The 17461-nt window shown below is 49.3% G+C and carries 18 protein-coding genes and 1 tRNA gene; 10 read left to right on the top strand and 9 right to left on the bottom strand.

Annotation, left to right across the window (positions count from 1 at the left end):
* Positions 1–37: 37 nt before the first annotated feature.
* From Q1A54_RS09180 to thpR, 3 genes are read right to left on the bottom strand one after another with little or no spacing between them, the layout of a single operon-like run.
* A complete protein-coding gene (locus Q1A54_RS09180; RefSeq protein WP_299986963.1) occupies positions 38–682 on the bottom strand; it encodes a class I SAM-dependent methyltransferase in 645 nt (214 codons plus the stop codon).
* A gap of 17 nt (positions 683–699) precedes the next feature.
* Positions 700–1191 (bottom strand): CinA family protein, encoded by a 492-nt coding sequence (locus tag Q1A54_RS09175; RefSeq protein WP_299986961.1) that lies wholly within the window; start codon positions 1189–1191, stop codon positions 700–702.
* Between the two features lie 33 nt (positions 1192–1224).
* Positions 1225–1797 (bottom strand): RNA 2',3'-cyclic phosphodiesterase, encoded by a 573-nt coding sequence (thpR, locus tag Q1A54_RS09170; protein WP_299986959.1) that lies wholly within the window; start codon positions 1795–1797, stop codon positions 1225–1227.
* A gap of 92 nt (positions 1798–1889) precedes the next feature.
* Between thpR and Q1A54_RS09165 the strand changes: the two genes are divergently transcribed.
* Together Q1A54_RS09165 and Q1A54_RS09160 are read left to right on the top strand one after the other, a co-directional pair.
* A complete protein-coding gene (locus Q1A54_RS09165; RefSeq protein WP_299986957.1) occupies positions 1890–2597 on the top strand; it encodes a phosphatase PAP2 family protein in 708 nt (235 codons plus the stop codon).
* A gap of 124 nt (positions 2598–2721) precedes the next feature.
* Positions 2722–2803: transfer RNA gene (locus Q1A54_RS09160), tRNA-Leu, on the top strand.
* 48 nt (positions 2804–2851) lie between these two features.
* Here Q1A54_RS09160 and Q1A54_RS09155 read toward each other — a convergent pair.
* The 3 genes from Q1A54_RS09155 to Q1A54_RS09145 are packed head-to-tail and all read right to left on the bottom strand — an operon-like array spanning position 2852 to position 6354.
* Complete coding sequence (locus Q1A54_RS09155; protein ID WP_299986955.1) at positions 2852–3784, bottom strand: lysylphosphatidylglycerol synthase transmembrane domain-containing protein; 933 nt, start codon at positions 3782–3784, stop codon at positions 2852–2854.
* The gene (locus tag Q1A54_RS09150) at positions 3784–4758 is read right to left on the bottom strand and encodes a glycosyltransferase family 2 protein (protein ID WP_299986953.1); all 975 of its coding nucleotides are present in this window, start codon (positions 4756–4758) and stop codon (positions 3784–3786) included. The genes Q1A54_RS09155 and Q1A54_RS09150 overlap by 1 nt, the downstream gene beginning before the upstream one ends.
* A 12-nt stretch (positions 4759–4770) precedes the next feature.
* Positions 4771–6354, bottom strand: coding sequence for a glycosyltransferase family 39 protein (locus tag Q1A54_RS09145; protein ID WP_299986951.1), 1584 nt, complete (start codon positions 6352–6354; stop codon positions 4771–4773).
* 487 nt (positions 6355–6841) lie between these two features.
* On the opposite strand from Q1A54_RS09145, the gene Q1A54_RS09140 reads away from it, so the two are divergent.
* The 3 genes from Q1A54_RS09140 to Q1A54_RS09130 all read left to right on the top strand — a co-directional run bounded on the left by Q1A54_RS09140 (position 6842) and on the right by Q1A54_RS09130 (position 10888).
* Entirely contained in the window at positions 6842–9721 is a 2880-nt protein-coding gene (locus Q1A54_RS09140; protein WP_299986949.1) for a tetratricopeptide repeat protein, read from the top strand.
* 149 nt (positions 9722–9870) lie between these two features.
* Positions 9871–10227 carry an endonuclease domain-containing protein gene (locus tag Q1A54_RS09135; RefSeq protein ID WP_299986947.1) on the top strand — a complete coding sequence of 119 codons (357 nt, stop codon included), beginning with the start codon at positions 9871–9873 and terminating at the stop codon, positions 10225–10227.
* 100 nt (positions 10228–10327) lie between these two features.
* Entirely contained in the window at positions 10328–10888 is a 561-nt protein-coding gene (locus tag Q1A54_RS09130; RefSeq protein WP_299986945.1) for a phosphoglycerate mutase family protein, read from the top strand.
* Positions 10889–10891: 3 nt separating this feature from the next.
* Here the strand turns inward: Q1A54_RS09130 and Q1A54_RS09125 are convergent, their stop codons facing one another.
* The 3 genes from Q1A54_RS09125 to Q1A54_RS09115 all read right to left on the bottom strand — a co-directional run bounded on the left by Q1A54_RS09125 (position 10892) and on the right by Q1A54_RS09115 (position 13033).
* The gene (locus Q1A54_RS09125; RefSeq protein ID WP_299986943.1) at positions 10892–11323 is read right to left on the bottom strand and encodes an RDD family protein; all 432 of its coding nucleotides are present in this window, start codon (positions 11321–11323) and stop codon (positions 10892–10894) included.
* 97 nt (positions 11324–11420) lie between these two features.
* Complete coding sequence (locus tag Q1A54_RS09120) at positions 11421–11915, bottom strand: methylated-DNA--[protein]-cysteine S-methyltransferase (RefSeq protein ID WP_299986941.1); 495 nt, start codon at positions 11913–11915, stop codon at positions 11421–11423.
* Between the two features lie 110 nt (positions 11916–12025).
* Positions 12026–13033, bottom strand: coding sequence for a c-type cytochrome (locus tag Q1A54_RS09115; RefSeq protein WP_196118644.1), 1008 nt, complete (start codon positions 13031–13033; stop codon positions 12026–12028).
* Between the two features lie 380 nt (positions 13034–13413).
* Here Q1A54_RS09115 and Q1A54_RS09110 point away from each other — a divergent pair, with 380 nt between their 5' ends.
* From Q1A54_RS09110 to Q1A54_RS09090, 5 genes are all read left to right on the top strand, one after another.
* The gene (locus tag Q1A54_RS09110; RefSeq protein ID WP_299986939.1) at positions 13414–13869 is read left to right on the top strand and encodes a MarR family transcriptional regulator; all 456 of its coding nucleotides are present in this window, start codon (positions 13414–13416) and stop codon (positions 13867–13869) included.
* A 60-nt stretch (positions 13870–13929) separates the two neighbouring features.
* Positions 13930–14589 (top strand): YceI family protein, encoded by a 660-nt coding sequence (locus tag Q1A54_RS09105; protein WP_299986937.1) that lies wholly within the window; start codon positions 13930–13932, stop codon positions 14587–14589.
* 517 nt (positions 14590–15106) lie between these two features.
* A complete protein-coding gene (locus tag Q1A54_RS09100) occupies positions 15107–15769 on the top strand; it encodes a YceI family protein (protein WP_299986935.1) in 663 nt (220 codons plus the stop codon).
* Between the two features lie 277 nt (positions 15770–16046).
* Positions 16047–16811, top strand: a complete 765-nt coding sequence (locus Q1A54_RS09095; protein ID WP_299986933.1) for a DUF6503 family protein — start codon at positions 16047–16049, stop codon at positions 16809–16811.
* 68 nt (positions 16812–16879) lie between these two features.
* On the top strand, positions 16880–17461 hold a 582-nt coding region (locus Q1A54_RS09090; protein WP_299986931.1), incomplete at its 3' end, for a hypothetical protein.

Here is a 17461-nt window from a genome sequence, read left to right as displayed (position 1 = left end):
ATAAAAGTAGGGATTTTATAGCTGTCGCGCAAAGCCGCTATACCTTGCGGTAGACCTTGGCCTGCACCAATCCGTCGTAAAATGCAGTTGCTTCTAATTCCTGCAGGGACAGTCTGGCGAAATGGCGATCAAAATCAGGTAGGCGGGTAGCGCTTACCTGGCTCACTTTCCCGAAGAAGGTATACATGCTCCTTAATAACAGTCGCTGCCAGGCAGGAGCCGGCACTTGCGTAGGCCAGAAATCGCTGAATAGCCACAGTCCCTGCGGGTGCAGCGCATTACACAGCCGGTCCATCAGGTATACCAGCCGTTCATCCGGAAAGAGATCGAGCAGGAAAGGGGTAAGGATGACGTCATAGGTCTCGCCATGCTGCAGGTTGTCTTCTGTGCCGAGCCGGAAAGTGATGTTTGGAAGAGCAGCAGGAGTTCTCTGCCCAATGCGCCTCCGGGTCATCTCCAGCATTTTCTCTGAGGCCTCCAGGTAAGTAACCTTCACCAATGGACTATACCTGAGCAGCTGTTCCAGTAGCCAGCCAGAACCGCCCCCAATTAGCAGTACCTTCGCTTTTGCAGGTATAAGCGACAGGTGTGCTACCTGCGCCCGCCTCAAGGCATTGCCAAACACTAAGCGCGAAAGGCCGTCATAAACCGGGGCGATGCTGTTGAAGTTGGTGTTGCTCACCCAACAAAGTTAAGCTATTACCGGTCATAATGCTCTTCGACAATCCCTTTGAGCTTCTCGAGCACATACTCGGTGAACTGCTTGAGCAGACTCTGGCTGTTGCCTTTGAAGACTTCTCTGAATTCCTCTGCCTTGCCATCATATAGAAAAGACACGAAGATAGTACCCACCGGCTTTTCAGAAGTTTCAGAGCCTCCCTCGCCGGCTAGTCCTGTGGTAGCGACACTGATGTCGGCGTTCAGCGCTTTCTTAAGGCCCATCACCATCTCGTTGGTTACCTGCTGAGACTCGGCCGTGTAGAGATCCAGGGTATCCTGTTTCACGCCCAGCAGTTTTTTCTTGGCTTCGACATTGTATACCACCAGGCTGCCAATCAGCACATCGCTGCTGCCTTTGGCTTTTACCAGTTCAGAAGATAGCATGCCAGCTGTGCAGCTCTCTGCAAAGGCAATGGTCAGGCCATTGTCTTTCAGCATCATGGTCAGTTCGGTAAGCTCAGTTTGATTCATAAGGTATATTCGTGTTCATATAAGGGGTGTTTCTCATACTGCTTTGCCCTCCGAGTGGTTACCTGTCAGCGGGTAGCGTTGCACAATGCTGTAGCGGGGATGTGGCGATCCTAACTCGGAATGCCAGACCGCTATCTCATGAACTTGCAGGGTGACAGGTTGATGCGGGTGGAAGGGTTCCAGGTGGTGGGGGACTGGCTGATCTTTGCGAAAGCGGGCCAGCGTGACATGCGGCTTGGGTTCCCGGCTGAGGGGTGGTTCTGCAGAAAGCGCCTGTGTGAGGCTACGGCTCAGTTGGGCAAAGGCATCATGGCTTTTAAACCGGGCCCAGATCAGGCGTGGGGAGCGGGGCTTGGGTCCGGGCTCTATCGCTTCCAGATGCAATGTGAAAGGAGCAAACTGCTGTGCCATGTGTGCGGTGACCTCCTGTATCGTGTTTAACTGACTGGCGGGTACGTTGCCGATAAAGTAAAGCGTCAGGTGCAGGTTGTCGATCGGAACCAGGCGGATGGCTTCATGCTTATACATGTCAGCCTGTCCGGTGAGGTACTCTTTCAGATCTTCCGGGAGCGGAGCTGCGATGAATAGTCTGGTGGTTTGGCTCATGTGCTGCGTATCTATCCTGTATGGCTTCGCATACGTAATTAGTGGGCAGGCGTATACTTAGCCTATGCTATAACCAAGACCCCCGGATATTCATGATACGAAACTTCTATAAGAAGCTGGCAGCAGGCTTTGCCTTGTTTACCCTCGAACTGATCTTTGTGATGGCCGTTTTCCTGGCCTGTGTCATTGTCTTTTTATATGTCAGTGCAGAGGTGGCCTCGGCAGCCGGTCCGATCAAGTTTGACGAGGCAGCCTTTGCCGTTGCAGCCGATATGCAAAGCACCGGCTTCACCCAGTTCATTGAGTTCATCACCTTTTTTGCCTCCCGCCACTTCATGACAGCTGCAGCGCTGCTACTCATCGCTTATTTCCTGTTTGTGCGGCGGCACAGGTGGTATTCGCTCAAAGTGCCGGTGGTGGCGCTGGGCAGTATCTCGCTCAACCTGGTGCTTAAGTTCTTTTTCGACAGGGAGCGGCCCGCCATGCCCCTGGTCGACGCTTCGGGCCTGAGCTTTCCGAGCGGACACTCCATGATCGCTGCCTCGTTCTATAGTTTGATCATCTACCTGACCTGGCGACACGTGGAATCTAAGCCACTTCGAAATTTTTTAGTGGCCCTGCTCGTGATTTTTATTTTACTCATCGGATTCAGCCGCATCTACCTGCGCGTGCATTATGCAACCGATGTCGTAGCAGGTTTTGCTGCTGGTATTCTGTGGGTTATCATTGGCATCTGGCTGCTGCGCCGCATCGAGAAGTATACCCGCAAAGAGATTGCCCCGGTGGTGGAGGAAGAGTGATTTTTAGTGAAAGCAATTTTTTTTCGGGTGGACTATTGCAGATAATAATTTCTGTTATACCTTTGCAATCCCAATCAACAAGGGTTAAAGGGTTTTGGGAAACACATTTTGATTACTACCAAGCGCGCACGTGGCGGAATTGGTAGACGTGCAGGTCTCAGAAGCCTGTGCCTTCGGGCGTGGGAGTTCGACTCTCCCCGTGCGCACTAATCCAAAATGTTAAAAAGCCGGCTGCAAAGCCGGCTTTTTTGTTTTTATACCTCTCGGGACGCTTGTGTGTGAGCTATTGGCTCCTCCTGCTTTATCTCCTCACTTTCTTCAGGCGTGAGCGCAAATTCTTTGGATCGGAAGGCGATGTAAAGACCTGTCAGTGCCACCGTGACCGAGATCAGGTAAAACGATAAGCTGATGGTCAGGGCAATGTACTTTTCCATTGGAAGCAGATTGGCAGCCTGCACAAAGACGTACTCCCGGGCCCCCAAACCTCCTACCGTAAAAGGAAACAGGGATACCAGCGAAGAAACCAGAAAAGTAAACAAGTAGGCTGTAAAAGGCTGCTCTGTGTTCAGCGCCCAAAGAATCAGTACAATGCACAGGACTTGCAGCAATTGCACCACCAATGCTTTTGTGTGACTTATAACAGCTATGCGGGGGCTGATGTCGAAAAATCGCCCGAGCAGTACAAAGTATACCACAGACCCAATTGCATACAGAGAAACAGGTATAAGAGCAGGTAGTTTGATCTCGGCTATCTGGGTGAAAAGCAGGGTAGCTATACCTGTCATTGCCCAGAACCCACTTAGCCGATCAAGAAAAATAGCACTCAATAGCTTTCTGGCTGGTTTTTGAAATCTCGCCCGGAGCAGGTAGATCTTGTAGGCGTCTCCGCCAATCCCTCCTGGCAGGAAAAGGTTGTAAAACATGCCCAGGAAGTACAGTTTGAGGTTATACAGAAAAGGAAGCGCAAGGCCCTTTGCTTTAAAAAAAATGCGGAGCCGCGAGGATGAAACCACCTGGGAGCTAACCAAGGCCAGCAGGGCCAGCAAGAAGTAAGGCGGGTTGCTTTGCCGGTATAGCTCCTGCACCTGGCCGATGTCTATTTTCCTGAAAACTAGGTATAACAATATACCTGTCACCAGTATTTTGAGGGGAGTCTTGATGGTATGCCACATCGCCCGCTTATCCATCAGCTTGCCAGTTTCTCTGCCACCACCTGCAAGGGCTCTTTTGAAGGATCAAAAATCCGCCTGACATGATAGGTTTTGCTGTTGTTGCTCTTAAAGTAAATGCGCACGCATATTTCGGCCAGAATACCAATTGTGATAAGCTGTATACCTCCCAGAACAAGCATCAGCCCCAGAATAAGCAGGGGTTTCCCCCAGATATCCTGCCCCAGCAGCTTAAGAATCAGCAGGTAGAAGTTCACCAGAAAACCCAGGCCAAGCGAAATAAAACCCATCGTGCCAAAGAGGTGCATGGGGCGCTGTATGTATTTGCGAAAGAAAACCATGGTGACCAGATCGGCCATGACGTTGATGGTGCGGCCTATACCATACTTCGACCGGCCAAATTTTCGGGGATGGTGCTTCACGTCAACCTGTGCAATGTTGGCGCCCTGCATTTTGGCCAATACAGGTATAAAACGGTGCAGTTCGCCATAGATGTCAAGTTCCTGTGCTATTTCCCGCTTAAATACTTTGAGGGTACAGCCGTAGTCTTTGATGTGTACTCCCGTCATGTGGCGTATCAGGTTGTTGGCTATTTTTGAGGGAATTTTGCGCAGCAGCACATCGTCCTGCCTGTTTTTTCGGTTGCCGGCTACCACATCCCAATCTTCCTCCCGCATTTTTTGGAGCATGCAGGGGATGTCAGAAGGGTCGTTTTGCAGATCGCCATCAAGCAGGGCAATGTAGTTTCCTGTGGTATGATCTATACCTGCGGTGATGGCGGTGGACTGCCCATAGTTTTTGCGCAGCTCGACCAGGCGGGTGTTTTGGTCCGCCCATTTCCTTATTTCCCCGGGAGTGCCATCCTGCGAACCATCATCTACAAATATGGCTTCGTAATCGATGTCGTGCAGTGCATGCCGGATCGATTCCAGCAGCGGCTTGATGTTCTCGCGCTCATTCAAGACAGGGATAACGACTGATAGCTCTTTCATGGTGCCAGGGATTTACAATTGAATGAGATACATATAGGAAAGCGCTTCCTGCCTCGTGCCAAGGTGGAGGAACTTCCACTTCACTTTGGAAACGTGGTAGTCCTGCGCCCGGAACTGTTGCTGAAACGGAATCCCGCTTTTTTGAAGACTGCCCAGGCCCTCCTCGTCAGTTACAATCCAGCGGTTTTTATTCGCCTGCATCAAGGTTTTGATACGGTCGAGCGTAATGGTCTCGTGCAGGTAAGCCGTGTTGAAGTCGTATGAAAAGCTCCTGTCCATCTGGTAGATAAATACCTGCTCAGGGGTGATGTTTTTCTCCTTTGAGAGCTTGGCCAGTGTGGTACCTGCCTGGTAGTTGAGCAACTGCGGGTAAAAATTGGTATGGTGCATGAAAAAAAAGAAAACAGCTCCTGTAACAGACCAGTAGATGGTTCTTCTGCTTTTCTCCAGGTTCAGGAATAGGGTGCTGAGCCACACGAGCAGTAGCAGACCTGCCAGCAGCATTACCCATACCGATTGAAATGGAAAGACCCAGAGGTTGAGGGCCAGGCCGAGCAATGCCATGCCAGTGAGTACAAACAGCTGCGTATACCAATAAATTTTAGTTTGTTTGGGTGCGTTTTGGCTATTGTAAAGGTGGCTGGCGAGCAGTAGCGCGATAAGCGGGAACAGAATATTGAGGTAATGCGGCAGCTTGAACTTAGACAAGGAAAAGAGCATGATAAAGAATACCGGAGCTCCCCATGTCATGAACTCTAGCGCACGCTGATAGCGGAACTTGGTGGTTATAAAAATCCTGGCCCGGGCAATTATAGCATAGACACCCAGCAGACTCCAGGGCAGGAAGGCCCATAGAAAAGTGTGCAGAAAGAAGGTAACGTCTCTTTTCCTGGTCGAAAAACTCTCTCCCTGCATCCGCTCAAAATTCTGATCCCAGAGAATAAATCTCACCCCAGATATATTTGTTTTGCCGCGCACTTCCAGGGCAGGGTGCAGATCAAACTGCACATAGTAAGCATAGAGCACCGGAGAAATAAAGACGAAAAACAGGAGTATTAAGAGCAGCCACCTGCCATGGAAAAGCATGCGCCAGTTGCGCTGGTAAAGCAGGTGCAGCAAAATGGCGATGGCTGGCACGACGGCTCCCACCCAGCCTTTGGTAGCAAAGGCCAAAGCCAGTCCCAATGCTGCCAGCACAAGGTGAAGGATCCTTTTGTGCGCTATGTAAGCACACAGTTGCCAGATCGCAAAGATTGCGGAGCCCGTTAGCATAGCATCCATCCGGACATCGTTCGTGGATAGCACATAAGCAAAAGCTGTGGCGACGATCAGGCCAGCCAGTTTGCCAACTTCTTTATTGTAAAGCAGACAACCCAGGCGGTAGGTCGCATAGGTGCCCAGTATGGTGAACAGGAAGGAGGGGAACTTGTAGGCAAAAGCATTTACGCCAAAGACATGGTATGAAAGGGCTGAGGTCCAGAATAACAGATGGGGCTTGTCCAGGTAAGGTTGTCCCTGGTCTATCAGGTGGGTATAATTTCCGTCGAGGTACATCTTGAGCGCAATGTTGGCATGATGGGCAGAGTCATTGTCCATAAGCGGCACGAACAGCGCGGGGATGTAAAATAAAAGGAGCAGTAAATAAAGGGCACTATAAGGTACGCTTAGGGCCAATGCCGTAGTCGGAGTAGAGGGTACGCTTGTAGCCTGGTAACCCATTTATTTTATATTCAATAATCAAATTGCGTCTTGATATTATACTGTTTGAAAGTGAAATAGATTTGGTTTGACCTTCGAAGATTAGTGTCAGCTTTATCCATGATCAGCCCCCGAGCAGTCACCTTACAGATTTTCAATCCGAATCGTGCACCAAATTTTTGTCTGAATCTTTACATAGGGCCTCTACCCCAAAGATTTACAGGATTCAAGGATTTACAATATTGATTATTCAGAAGATGAATCCTGAAAATTATAAAATCCTGTAAATCCTGATTCAGAACATTTAACAATTCAACAAATCCCTTTGTCTTCAGGATCAGGTAGCGTATTTTAGGGCTGTCAATCGCCTCTCTAAACAGAAACTATGTCCCGCCTGCTTGTTGCCTGCCTTTGCTATACCTTCTTTTTTGTGGCTATACCTGCTGCCTTTGCCCAGCACCCGGACCAGGTAGCCGAAGTTAAAGCCCGGTTGGAGCGTGAACGACAGGAGTTGCGACAGGATAAGGCCAGGTCACTGGCAGGCAGAGCCGACCGCATGCTGGCGCTGGGGATGTGGCAGGAGGCAGAGGCACTGCTGCAAAAAGCAGCTACATCTCGTGACGTGAGGCTGGCAAAAGCCCGGCTTGCTATGCTGCAACACAAGTACCACGCCGCTGAAGCGCTGGTAGGAGAGGTGCTGAAACAAGAGCCTGCCAACCGGGAAGCACTGCTGCTGCAAAGCAAACTGCAGATACAAGCCTGGGAACTCCCAGCCGCCATGGCTACAGCCCAGCGTCTACTGCGTGCTGACCCGAAAGACGAGGAGGCTACTTTAATTACAGGGCGTGTTCTGATGCTGCAGAAGCGCTACAACGAGGCCCTGGCCCAGGCAGTGAAAGTACAACGCTGGAATCCCAATAATGCCGCCGCCTACCTACTGGAGTCAGATGTGCTGTTCTGGGACCAGAAACCCGAGGAGGCTGAGAAGCCACTTGTCAGGAGCTTAACCCTAAACCCTTTTGATGCCGATGCCCGTTTCAATTACGGCTATGCCATCTGGCGTCGGGTGGATGCCACTCAGCTCAACGCCATGGCCGCACAGTGGGAGTTAGCGCTGACACTCAACCCCCTGCATTATGTCACGCACTGGCACTGGGGGAATGGCCATACCAACCTCACCTATGCTGACTATGCCCAGCCGGAAGATGAAGCCGTGCGCAAAGCCCTGCAACCGGCTGACCAGTTGATCTCCCAAAATAAATTGCAGGAGGCACTGAAAGAGATCCGCAAGGTGCAGCAAGCGTATCCGACCTCTGTACTGCCCGACATGCTGCGGGGCTCTGCCTACTACATGGCTTTTGACCTGCCGCGCCAGCCACGACTCGACTCGGCGGAGGTGATCTTCCAACGTATACTTCGCACCAAACAGCACTACGGACCGGCGCACAATGCGCTGGCAGCGGTCATCAAGCAAAAGCAGCTCGTATACCTGGCGGCCTATGATTCCCTCACGCAGCTCATTCAGCAAACAAAGATCGCTGATCCGGCCAACTTCGCCCGTGTGTTCCCGGATGTGACGTATTACCCGGGAGAGACCGTGCAGAAAATGGTCTGGTCGCAACTCTATGCCAGTACCGTATACTTCCCATTTCTGTCCCGGCAAGGGGAGAAGTTCGTGATCCCGCCCCTGCACATTGACCTGGCCATTGCCATGAATTCGCCTTACTTCCGACAGGCCACCACCTTCGACAACCGCCAGTGGATGGATATTCGGGGAGTGGGGAGCGGAGCAGCCGCCATCGAGTATGTGATTCGGGGTGCTTACCTGGAGCGTAACGTGGTGCTGCATGAGTATGTGCACCTGTTTCATGGTCGGGTTTTCACCGATGCCGAAAACCGGGCAGTACGTCGCCTCTACCATAATGCGATGAAGGAAGGCCGTACCCTCGACTACTATTCAGCCAACAACGAGCACGAATACCTGGCCCAGACCTATCCAGCCTATTTTGAGCCTGTAAAAGTGCACCCGCTCAATCACAAGTCCATCAACACCACCAGCGACCTGAAAGCGAAGGATCCGGAACTCTATACCTTCCTGGATAAACTGGTGAAGCGGCAGGAAGCCTACCTGGCTGGCGACAAACAGGCTATGGCCAGCAACTGGGCACAGGTATACCTGAACCTGGCGGAGCGCGAAACTAGAACACACAATTTCCCGAAAGCCGCTGCGCTGCTCGACTCTGCTCTTACCTGGGACGCCAACTACCAACCTGCCTTACTGGCCTATGCCGGGCTGAAGCAACGACAGTTGGCCTTCGATGAGGCGCAGCAATGGCTGGAGCGTGCCCAACAAGTGAATAAAGATTATGCGCCGATCTATACCGCTGAGGCTGATTTGTTAGAGGCCCGCCGCAGAGCCGGTAAGTTAACAGCCCGCCGTGCCGTGCAGGAGCAGCAATCACGTTATGACCAGGCCCTGCTACTGGAAGATGATCTGCTTACCCGCGCCCGCATCAACCAGGCTTTCCGGGAAATGTATGCTGCTTACGGAAGACTTCCAGAGGCTATTGCAGTCGGGGAACGCTACGTGCAGGAAGCTCCGACCATCTCGACCTATCTGCGCGACCGTCGTGACGAGGCACAGGCCTATACCAGTTGGTTGCGTGGTACGGCCGCCCCATCGCTCGAGGCGGAGCGTACCTTAGCGTCACTGGTAGCTCGCAAGCCACAGCATTACGAACTACGTCAGCAGTATGCCGAAGTGCTGGCCACACAGGGTAAGTATAGCGAGGCCATTGTGACTTTGGCAGAAGCGCAACGTATACTGGCAGCAGCAGGTACTCCCCGCCCAGGTTACATGGTGCGTATGGCCGCCTGGCAATTGCAGCTCGGTGACAAAGCAGCCGCGCAACAGTTGTTGGAGCCTATCAGCAGCGGAAAGGTGCGTGCCCGAAGCGAAGCTACTCTATTAGCCCGGGTTTACGCCGGCTTGGGGGATACCCACAAGGCGCAGGAAGAACTTAAGAAACAACCCGTGCAGCACACCCCTGCCGAGCTGGCCGATTTTCTGTTTGCCTCCGGCAAAGTATGGGAAGCAGAAGAAGAGCCAAAACGTGCCCAAAAAGCCTACGAAGCCGCCCTGCGCGAAAACCCGTACCTCTACGAAGCCCGCCAAAGCCTGGTCCGCCTCCTGCACCAGCAAGGCAAAAGCAACCAGGCCGAACGTCTGTTGGCTGCAGGTATAGAGCTGGGGTATAAGTTGTAGGGAGGATTGTCTGGATTTAGAAGATTGGCAAGATTATCACCAATACCGGGTCCAACCACCCCTACCCCTCCTTATCCAAGGAGGGGAGCTTTTTAACTACTAACTAATCTTTTCTTGCATTTAGTAAACTTTGAAATTGGTCTAAAAAATTGGTAACGCATAATCGTAGGTACTTAAAGGATAACAGACAGGTTCTCAGGAGTAATTTGACTCCTGCAGAAGCTGAGTTGTGGAAATACCTTAAGGCAGGAGGTTTGGAAGGAAGGAAATTCAGGAGGCAGCACAGCGTGGGTAATTATATTCTTGATTTTTACTGCCCATCAGAGCAATTGGCCATAGAACTTGACGGACAGGTGCATTATAGTGCAGCAGCGACAGAAGCTGACCAGGAACGAGACCAATACCTAAGACAGCTAAATATTAGGGTGCTTCGCTTTGAGAACAAAGAAGTTTTTGAGAGCTTAGATGCTGTGCTACATGAAATAAGTGCTTGCTTCAGTAAATAAAACTCCCCTCCTTGGATAAGGAGGGGTAGGGGTGGTTTGACCCGGCAGCTGTAAAAATCCTGTAAATCCTGATTCAGACAATAACCTTAAATCTCAACTCATGAAAAACATCTTCCAACTCAGCCTCTTACTTTTATTCCTGGGCATGTTCAGTGCCTGCAACTCTGGCTCCGCTACTTCTGATCAGCAGATCGAGGAAATTGAGACCGCTACTGAAGTGACGACTATATACCTGGTGCGCCATGCGGAGAAGGATACCACCGAAGCCTCTAACGAAGATCCGGAGCTGACAGAGGCGGGGCATGCGCGTGCTGAGGCCTTGCGTGCTTTAATGGAAGGGCAGGAGGTAGATGCCTTGTACGCCACGAAGTACATGCGCACCGGTCAGACGCTTTATCCACTGGCACAGGAACGCAATATTGAGGTGGTGCAGTATGAAGGACATGATTTCGAAGGCCTGAAGGAGCGTATCTTACAGGAGCATCGTGGCCAGACGGTTGTGGTGGCCGGACACTCTAATACGCTTCTGCCGATCTTAGAGGCATTCGGTGCGCAAAAGCCTTTTGAGGAGATTCAGGACAATCAGTATCGCTACCTGTTCAAGCTGACTGTTCGGCCGGACAACACAGCTAGTGTAGAGGTTATTGAATTTGGAGCTTAGACGTTAGGACAACACCCTAGTTTTGCAGATGCGGTCGTGAAACAGGCGGGAGTAGGAAGCAACCGAAGTCCCTGTCAAAGCCTGCATAAGCAGCACAAATATGCTGATCGGCTTGAGCAGATAGCGGAGACTGGCGCGTCGGAACGAAATGCGCTCGCCGCTGTGCCCTACGACGCGGAGCCCCAGCAGATGTTTCCCGATAGAGCCCTGCCAGGCAGCACTTTCGGTGCCAGCAAAGTATAGCCAGCCCAACAGCATGTGAAGCAGCCGCTCTGATTTAAAAAGCAGCGCCTCCTCGTCACTGCTGAAGGTAAAGTACTCGATCAGACCGATAATGGAAACTAGGAAGAGCGAGTCCAGGCAAAAAGCAAGCACACGCGTGCCCAATTGGGCTTCAAGCAGGTGTGGTTTCGCTTTCTGATAAGACAATTGCATACGTAATAGCAGGTAAAAGCACCTTAACATAGGGTGCTTTTACTTTATACTATATACATGCAAGTGGGTTGCAGTATTTTGGTTAATATTAGAATTTTTAAAAGAGCGAGGTTTGTGTAGCTGTTCGCAAAGCACCTTCGTGTCGCAACAACCATTCTTTTCTCCAAAGACCGCCTGCATAACCGGTCAGACTTCCGTCGCTGCCGATCACCCGGTGGCAGGGCACCACAATGCAGATTGGGTTACGGCCGTTCGCAGCTCCCACCGCACGTATGGCTTTCTCACCCGAAACAGCCCTTGACACAGCCAGGTAACTGGTGGTCTTGCCATGCGGTATACCTTGCAATTCCTGCCATACCTGTTTCTGGAAGGTCGTACCCGCAGGCGCAAGTACCAAATCAAAATCCTGGCGTTCGCCTGCAAAATACTCTTCCAACTGCTGTACGCAGTCACTAATACAGGCAGGCAAAGCAGTCGTCTGTACTGTTGACACTTCTTCAGCCTCGCAAAACCGCACTTCTGTTATACCTTGGTTTGTACCGCTGATCCGGAGCGATCCGAGAGGAGAGTCTATATAAGTAGTATAGGTCATGCTTATCGTGTTTTGCGTTTGGCTATACCTCAAATATAACCATACGAACGCACGTTTGCCATCCTATTTTCTAAAACAGGATAGCAAACGCGCATATTTTCTAGCAGAACTTACTTTTTGGCAACAGCCCCTGGTGGGGTATAGCGCTCTACTTTGTTGCTGTTTGGCTCAACAGACATCAGATATTTATAAATAGCGCGCAAGTCTTCTTCTTTCATACCGGCATACATGGCCCAAGGCATAATCGTGTTGAAAGCGTCGGGCTCTAGTTTTGCGGCAGTGGCTTCCGGTGCTTCATAGTTCTTAAAGCGTTGCACAAAGGCATCTTCAGTCCAGCTGCCTATACCTGTCTGTTTATCCGGCGTGATGTTGACAGAGCGCAGCACGGCTCCATTTGGAAAATTAAACTCAAACCCACCAGCCAGGTACTTACCTTCAATAGGAGCCCCTTTTTCCTGGGGGGTATGGCAATCGGCACAGGCGGCGATGGATAGCAGGTACTTGCCACGCAGCACTTCGCTCGTTAAAGTGCGCTCATCGGTAGGAGTAGGGCTGCCAGAGGGGATGGTGCGCAGAATCAAATTCATCGGGAAGTCCGGATCACCTTTCGGTACCTTGTGTTTGATAGGATCAAGGGTGCGGATATACGAAATGATAGCATACACATCATTGGTGCTCATGCTGGCATAGGACTTATAAGGCATCACCGGAAAGAGCGGATCTCCGTTGCGGCTGACCCCGGTTGTGATGGCGCGGTATATCTCGCCGTCAGTCCAGTTACCTATACCTGTTTCTTTGTCTGGTGTAATGTTGCGGGCATAAAAGGTGCCGGGGAAGCCCATGGTGTGGTCAAACACATCACCGCCTTTGCCATAGGTGCCCTCCACAATAGGCCCGGAGAAGCGGGAGAAATCGCGGGTCGAATGGCAATCGATGCATACCGCTACGTGATTGGCCAGGTATTCACCCCGCTCCACCAATGCCGGTGTTTTTTCAATGGTGATGACCGGAGCCGCATCTACCTTCGGGAAGGTATAGCGCAGGTATACCACCCCCGCCGCCACAACGACAGCCAGTGCTACCACCAGCATGCCAATAATTTTAAATGCTTTTTTCATAATAGTGAGAGGTATAAGGTTAGAGGATCAGGTTTTTGCTTATCTTTAAACTGTAATAATTATAATAAATATTTTTATAATCAAGCCTTTGTATAGCTTCGCTATTACTTTATTAGTACAGCCCTGTTTTCCTGATGTGAAGGCAGGAGATATTTGAGTATAAATCTGAACTATGTTGGTGTATTAAATGTATGTACATATATTTGCGAGGGCAATTTATCTGGATCTTTATATAGGGTTCATGCCCCAAGGATTTAAAGGATTTTAAAGAGGCCCCCTACCCCTCGAAATTGCAGGATTATCACAATTGCCGGATGCAGCTATCCCTCCCAACAGGAAAGGAAGATTACTGCTAACAACCAGACACGAAACAACACAACATGAAGATAGAAGAAGAGATTAAGCAACCAGTATTCAGGAGCCCGCACCAAAAGGCTTACATTAACCTGGTGTATACCGCCGGCTGGTTAGAGCAGCAGCAAAGTGCGCAGTTTAAGCCATTTGGAGTAAGTTTGCCACAGTATAATATTTTGCGTATCCTGCGTGGGCAATACCCAAAGCCCGCTACCGTTAGCATGCTGATTGAGCGTATGCTCGACAAGACTTCCAATGCTTCCCGCATCGTGGATAAGCTGGTTGCCAAAGAACTGGTGACCCGCCAGCAGTGTCCCAATGATCGTCGCACCGTAGATGTGCTGATCACCGACAAAGGGCTGAACCTGCTCAAACAGATGGACGAATTGGAAGGAGGGAAGGGAACAGGTATCACCAACCTGTCAGACGAAGAAGCCCTGCAACTGAGCAAGCTGCTGGACAAAGTGAGAGAAAAGAGTTAAGGCTATTAAACCATTTCAAAAATAAACTATCCAACCGCTTAAAAATCAATAATTCACACCATGAAAAAGACCGCTATTCTGGTATCATTCGCAGCTGCACTGATGCTATCTGCCTTCACAGGTACAACCCACACCGAACTGAGTGCAACAGAAGTGACCGCTCCTGCCAAGAGCCGTACTTACACTGTTGAGACCAATGCCAGCGAAGTGAAGTGGAACGCTAAAAAAGTAACCGGAGAGCATTATGGTGCTATTTCCCTGAAGAGCGGTCAGTTGCAGGTGGACAAGAACCGCGTGACAGGTGGCACCTTCGAGATTGACATGAGCTCGCTCACAGTGGAAGACATCAAAGATGCTGGCATGAACGGCAAGTTGGTAGGTCACCTCAAGTCAGACGACTTTTTTGGTGTAGACAAGCACCCAAGCGCTACTTTCGTGATCACCGAGACTACTCCGATCGCAAAAGCTGCCGTCGGACAGCCAAATTACAATGTGAAAGGTAACCTGACCATCAAAGGCATCACCAACCCGGTAAGTTTCCCTGCCACCATCACCGTGAAAGACGGCGTAGCCACTGCCAAAGCCGACGTAACCGTTGACCGTACCAAATTCGACATCCGCTACCGCTCCAGCAACTTCTTCGAGAATCTGGGCGACAAAGCGATCTATGATGAGTTTACTGTAAGTTTTAACGTGAAGGCGAAGCAGACGAATAGCTAATAGATAAAACCTCAATATTTAGTAAAGCTCTCTCCTGTGAAAGGGGAGAGCTTTTTTTATTGTCTGAATCAGGATTTACAGGATTTTAAGATTTTCAGGATTGATCTTTAAAACAATCGATATTGAGAATCCTGTTAATCCGCTGGGGAGGGACCCTCTTTAATCCTGCAAATATTGATTCTGACAATTTACCAGTACACGATCCGGATAGGTCGCGACCCAATGTCGTCAACTTAAGAAACGCTGTGCCTAACCTGTCATCTCGAATGCAATGAGAGATCTGGGTTAATTTGGAGTTTTTACAATATTTCAGATTTATCACTTTGTTCGAAAGGACAAAAAGAGTTTAAGTTGACGGCATTGGGTCACGACCTGCCCCTACAGGTTCTTACTATCATTTAACAATAAACAATCAACAACTTAAAAATTTTACTGAACTATGTTTGTACAATAAATGTATATACATTAAATTTGTAGCTCAAATTCAGAAAACTATTATTATCTAAATTAGAATCACATGAAAAAGACAGCAATCCTTGCTTCCATGGCCGCAGCGCTTTTTTTTACTGCCTGCACTGACAGCAATACTGCAACTGAAAACACTACTGCCGTTACTACTGAAGCTGTTGAGGCAGCCGAAGGCGAAGCGTATGCTGTGGATCCAGCTGCCAGCGAACTGACCTGGAATGGCAAAAAAGTAGGTGGTGAGCACTCCGGTAACATCAACCTGCAAGGTGGTGAGTTGGTAGTAGCCGACGAGCAGGTAGTAGGTGGTGAGTTTACCATCGACATGGCTTCGATCACAAACACTGACATCGAGGATGCTAAGTACAACAGCGACCTGGTTGGTCACTTGAAGTCAGACGATTTCTTCGGAGTAGACCAGCACCCGACTGCTAACTTCAAGATTAACCGTATCAGCCCGATTGCAAGCGCAGCTGCCGGTCAGCCAAACTACAACGTAGAAGGCGACCTGACTATCAAAGGCAAAACAAACCCAGTAAGCTTCCCGGCTACTATCAACGTGGAAAATGGCACAGCAACTGCCAAAGCTGATGTGATCGTAGACCGCGCGAAATACGATGTACGTTACGGTTCAAAAAGCTTCTTCGATGACCTGGGCGACAAAGTAATCGACGATAACTTTACGGTGAGCCTGGATATTACGGCTAAGAAGTAATTATCTTACACAGGTGAACCCCACCCAAGCCCTCCCCTAAAAATAGGGGAGGGCTTTTTTGTTTTTACTTTTGTCATCTCGACGATAGGAGAGATCTGAATCTGATTAGAACTTGAACAATACCTCAGATTTCTCCCTTTGGTCGAAATGACAAAATGTAGGTAGGCAGTATCTATATCAAGTTAATACTCTTGAACGATTCGGACAGGTTGCAACCTGTCCCTACAGAGAGACTTGAAAAATGATTACCTTGCCTGCATCTAAGACCCGACAAATTATGATGCACAAAGCTCTCTATACCTTTGTATTTCTATTTCTAATCACCATCACCTCCTGTCAAACTGAAAAACAGCCGGATGCGCAGCAGATCGTAGACCAGGCAATCGCCGCACATGGCGGGGGTCGGTATTTCAAGAGTGCGATCAGTTTTGAGTTTAGGGACCGACAGTATAGGGCTTTGCGAGATGGCGGAGCTTTTGTGTATAGCCGTACTTTTACTGATTCCACGGGGCAGCAGGTGCGGGATGTGTGGCGCAACAGTGGCTTTACCCGAACCGTCAACGATGTGGAGGTGGAGCTGCCAGAAGAAAAACAGAAAGCTTATACTGCATCCGTTAATTCTGTGATTTACTTTGCGCTCCTGCCTTATGCGCTGAATGACGAGGCGGTACGCAAAGAATATTTGGGCGAAGCGACAATCCAAGGAGAACCTTACCACAAAGTGCGGGTGACCTTTGCACAGGAAGGCGGCGGCGAAGGCTACCAGGATGTCTACATCTACTGGTTCCACCAACAGCGCCACACAATGGACTACCTGGCCTACTCTTTCCAGGAAAACGACGGTGGCACCCGCTTCCGCGAAGCCATCAACCCCAGCACCGTCGGCGGCATCCGCTTCCAGGATTATAACAACTACACCTTAAAAGAGGATACCCCACTCGAAAACTACGACCGCGCCTTCGAAGCGAGTAAAATGGAAAAGGTATCGGAGATTGTGCTGGAAGAAATTGAAGTAAATGAGTTAATTAGAAATGATCGATAAAAGATATGACATTTAGATTTTTTGTTAACTTTGAGATAATAATTTGTTAACAAAAAAATAACATTAAAATGTTTAAGTCAATTTTAGCTAGTCTTCCGCCTCTTAATTTAAAAGTTAACAAAACGGCAATATTTATTTATGCTTTCTCAATAATAATAATGTTATTGATTGGTGCACAGAGAAGCAATATACCGGCTTATTATTTTACTCGGGATGTAGCAGTTTTAAATGGAGGTAAATTTTATTATGGAGCTATTTCTACTATAGGTATGTTCCTTTGGTGTGCAAGCGCAGCGATCGGTATTTTTACATCAATCATACTACGCAGGTTGCAAATGAAAAATCAGGCTAAATTCTTACAATTTGCTGGTATGATTTCCTTGTTTTTAATGATTGATGATCAATTCATGCTGCACGAAACAGTTTTTCCAACTTATTTTGGCATTCACGAATACGCAGTCCTTGCATTATACCCTATTTTGATATTTACATATTTGGTTTTATTCTACAAAGAAATTTTAGCATCGCAGTTTCTTATATTAATTTCAGCTTTGAGTTTACTGGGATTATCAATGGTGTGCGCCCAGTATGGGCACCTGATACTAAAGGTATCATATTATTCCAGAGGGTGCAAGTCCCTTACAGGCGAG

Origin of the sequence: uncultured Pontibacter sp. (assembly GCF_947502515.1) — a bacterium.
Lineage (GTDB): Bacteria > Bacteroidota > Bacteroidia > Cytophagales > Hymenobacteraceae > Pontibacter.
This window is presented reverse-complemented; position numbering and strand designations above follow the sequence as displayed.

What these genes read in the sequence shown, in the direction of transcription:
- Q1A54_RS09155 (WP_299986955.1), bottom strand. Translation starts at nt 3,784, where the DNA reads ATGGATAAGCGGGCGATGTGGCATACCATCAAGACTCCCCTCAAAATA.
- thpR (WP_299986959.1), bottom strand. Translation starts at nt 1,797, where the DNA reads ATGAGCCAAACCACCAGACTATTCATCGCAGCTCCGCTCCCGGAAGAT.
- Q1A54_RS09145 (WP_299986951.1), bottom strand. Translation starts at nt 6,354, where the DNA reads ATGGACAATGACTCTGCCCATCATGCCAACATTGCGCTCAAGATGTAC.
- Q1A54_RS09175 (WP_299986961.1), bottom strand. Translation starts at nt 1,191, where the DNA reads ATGAATCAAACTGAGCTTACCGAACTGACCATGATGCTGAAAGACAAT.
- Q1A54_RS09115 (WP_196118644.1), bottom strand. Translation starts at nt 13,033, where the DNA reads ATGAAAAAAGCATTTAAAATTATTGGCATGCTGGTGGTAGCACTGGCT.
- Q1A54_RS09120 (WP_299986941.1), bottom strand. Translation starts at nt 11,915, where the DNA reads ATGACCTATACTACTTATATAGACTCTCCTCTCGGATCGCTCCGGATC.
- Q1A54_RS09140 (WP_299986949.1), top strand. Translation starts at nt 6,842, where the DNA reads ATGTCCCGCCTGCTTGTTGCCTGCCTTTGCTATACCTTCTTTTTTGTG.
- Q1A54_RS09110 (WP_299986939.1), top strand. Translation starts at nt 13,414, where the DNA reads ATGAAGATAGAAGAAGAGATTAAGCAACCAGTATTCAGGAGCCCGCAC.
- Q1A54_RS09125 (WP_299986943.1), bottom strand. Translation starts at nt 11,323, where the DNA reads ATGCAATTGTCTTATCAGAAAGCGAAACCACACCTGCTTGAAGCCCAA.
- Q1A54_RS09095 (WP_299986933.1), top strand. Translation starts at nt 16,047, where the DNA reads ATGATGCACAAAGCTCTCTATACCTTTGTATTTCTATTTCTAATCACC.
- Q1A54_RS09130 (WP_299986945.1), top strand. Translation starts at nt 10,328, where the DNA reads ATGAAAAACATCTTCCAACTCAGCCTCTTACTTTTATTCCTGGGCATG.
- Q1A54_RS09105 (WP_299986937.1), top strand. Translation starts at nt 13,930, where the DNA reads ATGAAAAAGACCGCTATTCTGGTATCATTCGCAGCTGCACTGATGCTA.
- Q1A54_RS09165 (WP_299986957.1), top strand. Translation starts at nt 1,890, where the DNA reads ATGATACGAAACTTCTATAAGAAGCTGGCAGCAGGCTTTGCCTTGTTT.
- Q1A54_RS09100 (WP_299986935.1), top strand. Translation starts at nt 15,107, where the DNA reads ATGAAAAAGACAGCAATCCTTGCTTCCATGGCCGCAGCGCTTTTTTTT.
- Q1A54_RS09150 (WP_299986953.1), bottom strand. Translation starts at nt 4,758, where the DNA reads ATGAAAGAGCTATCAGTCGTTATCCCTGTCTTGAATGAGCGCGAGAAC.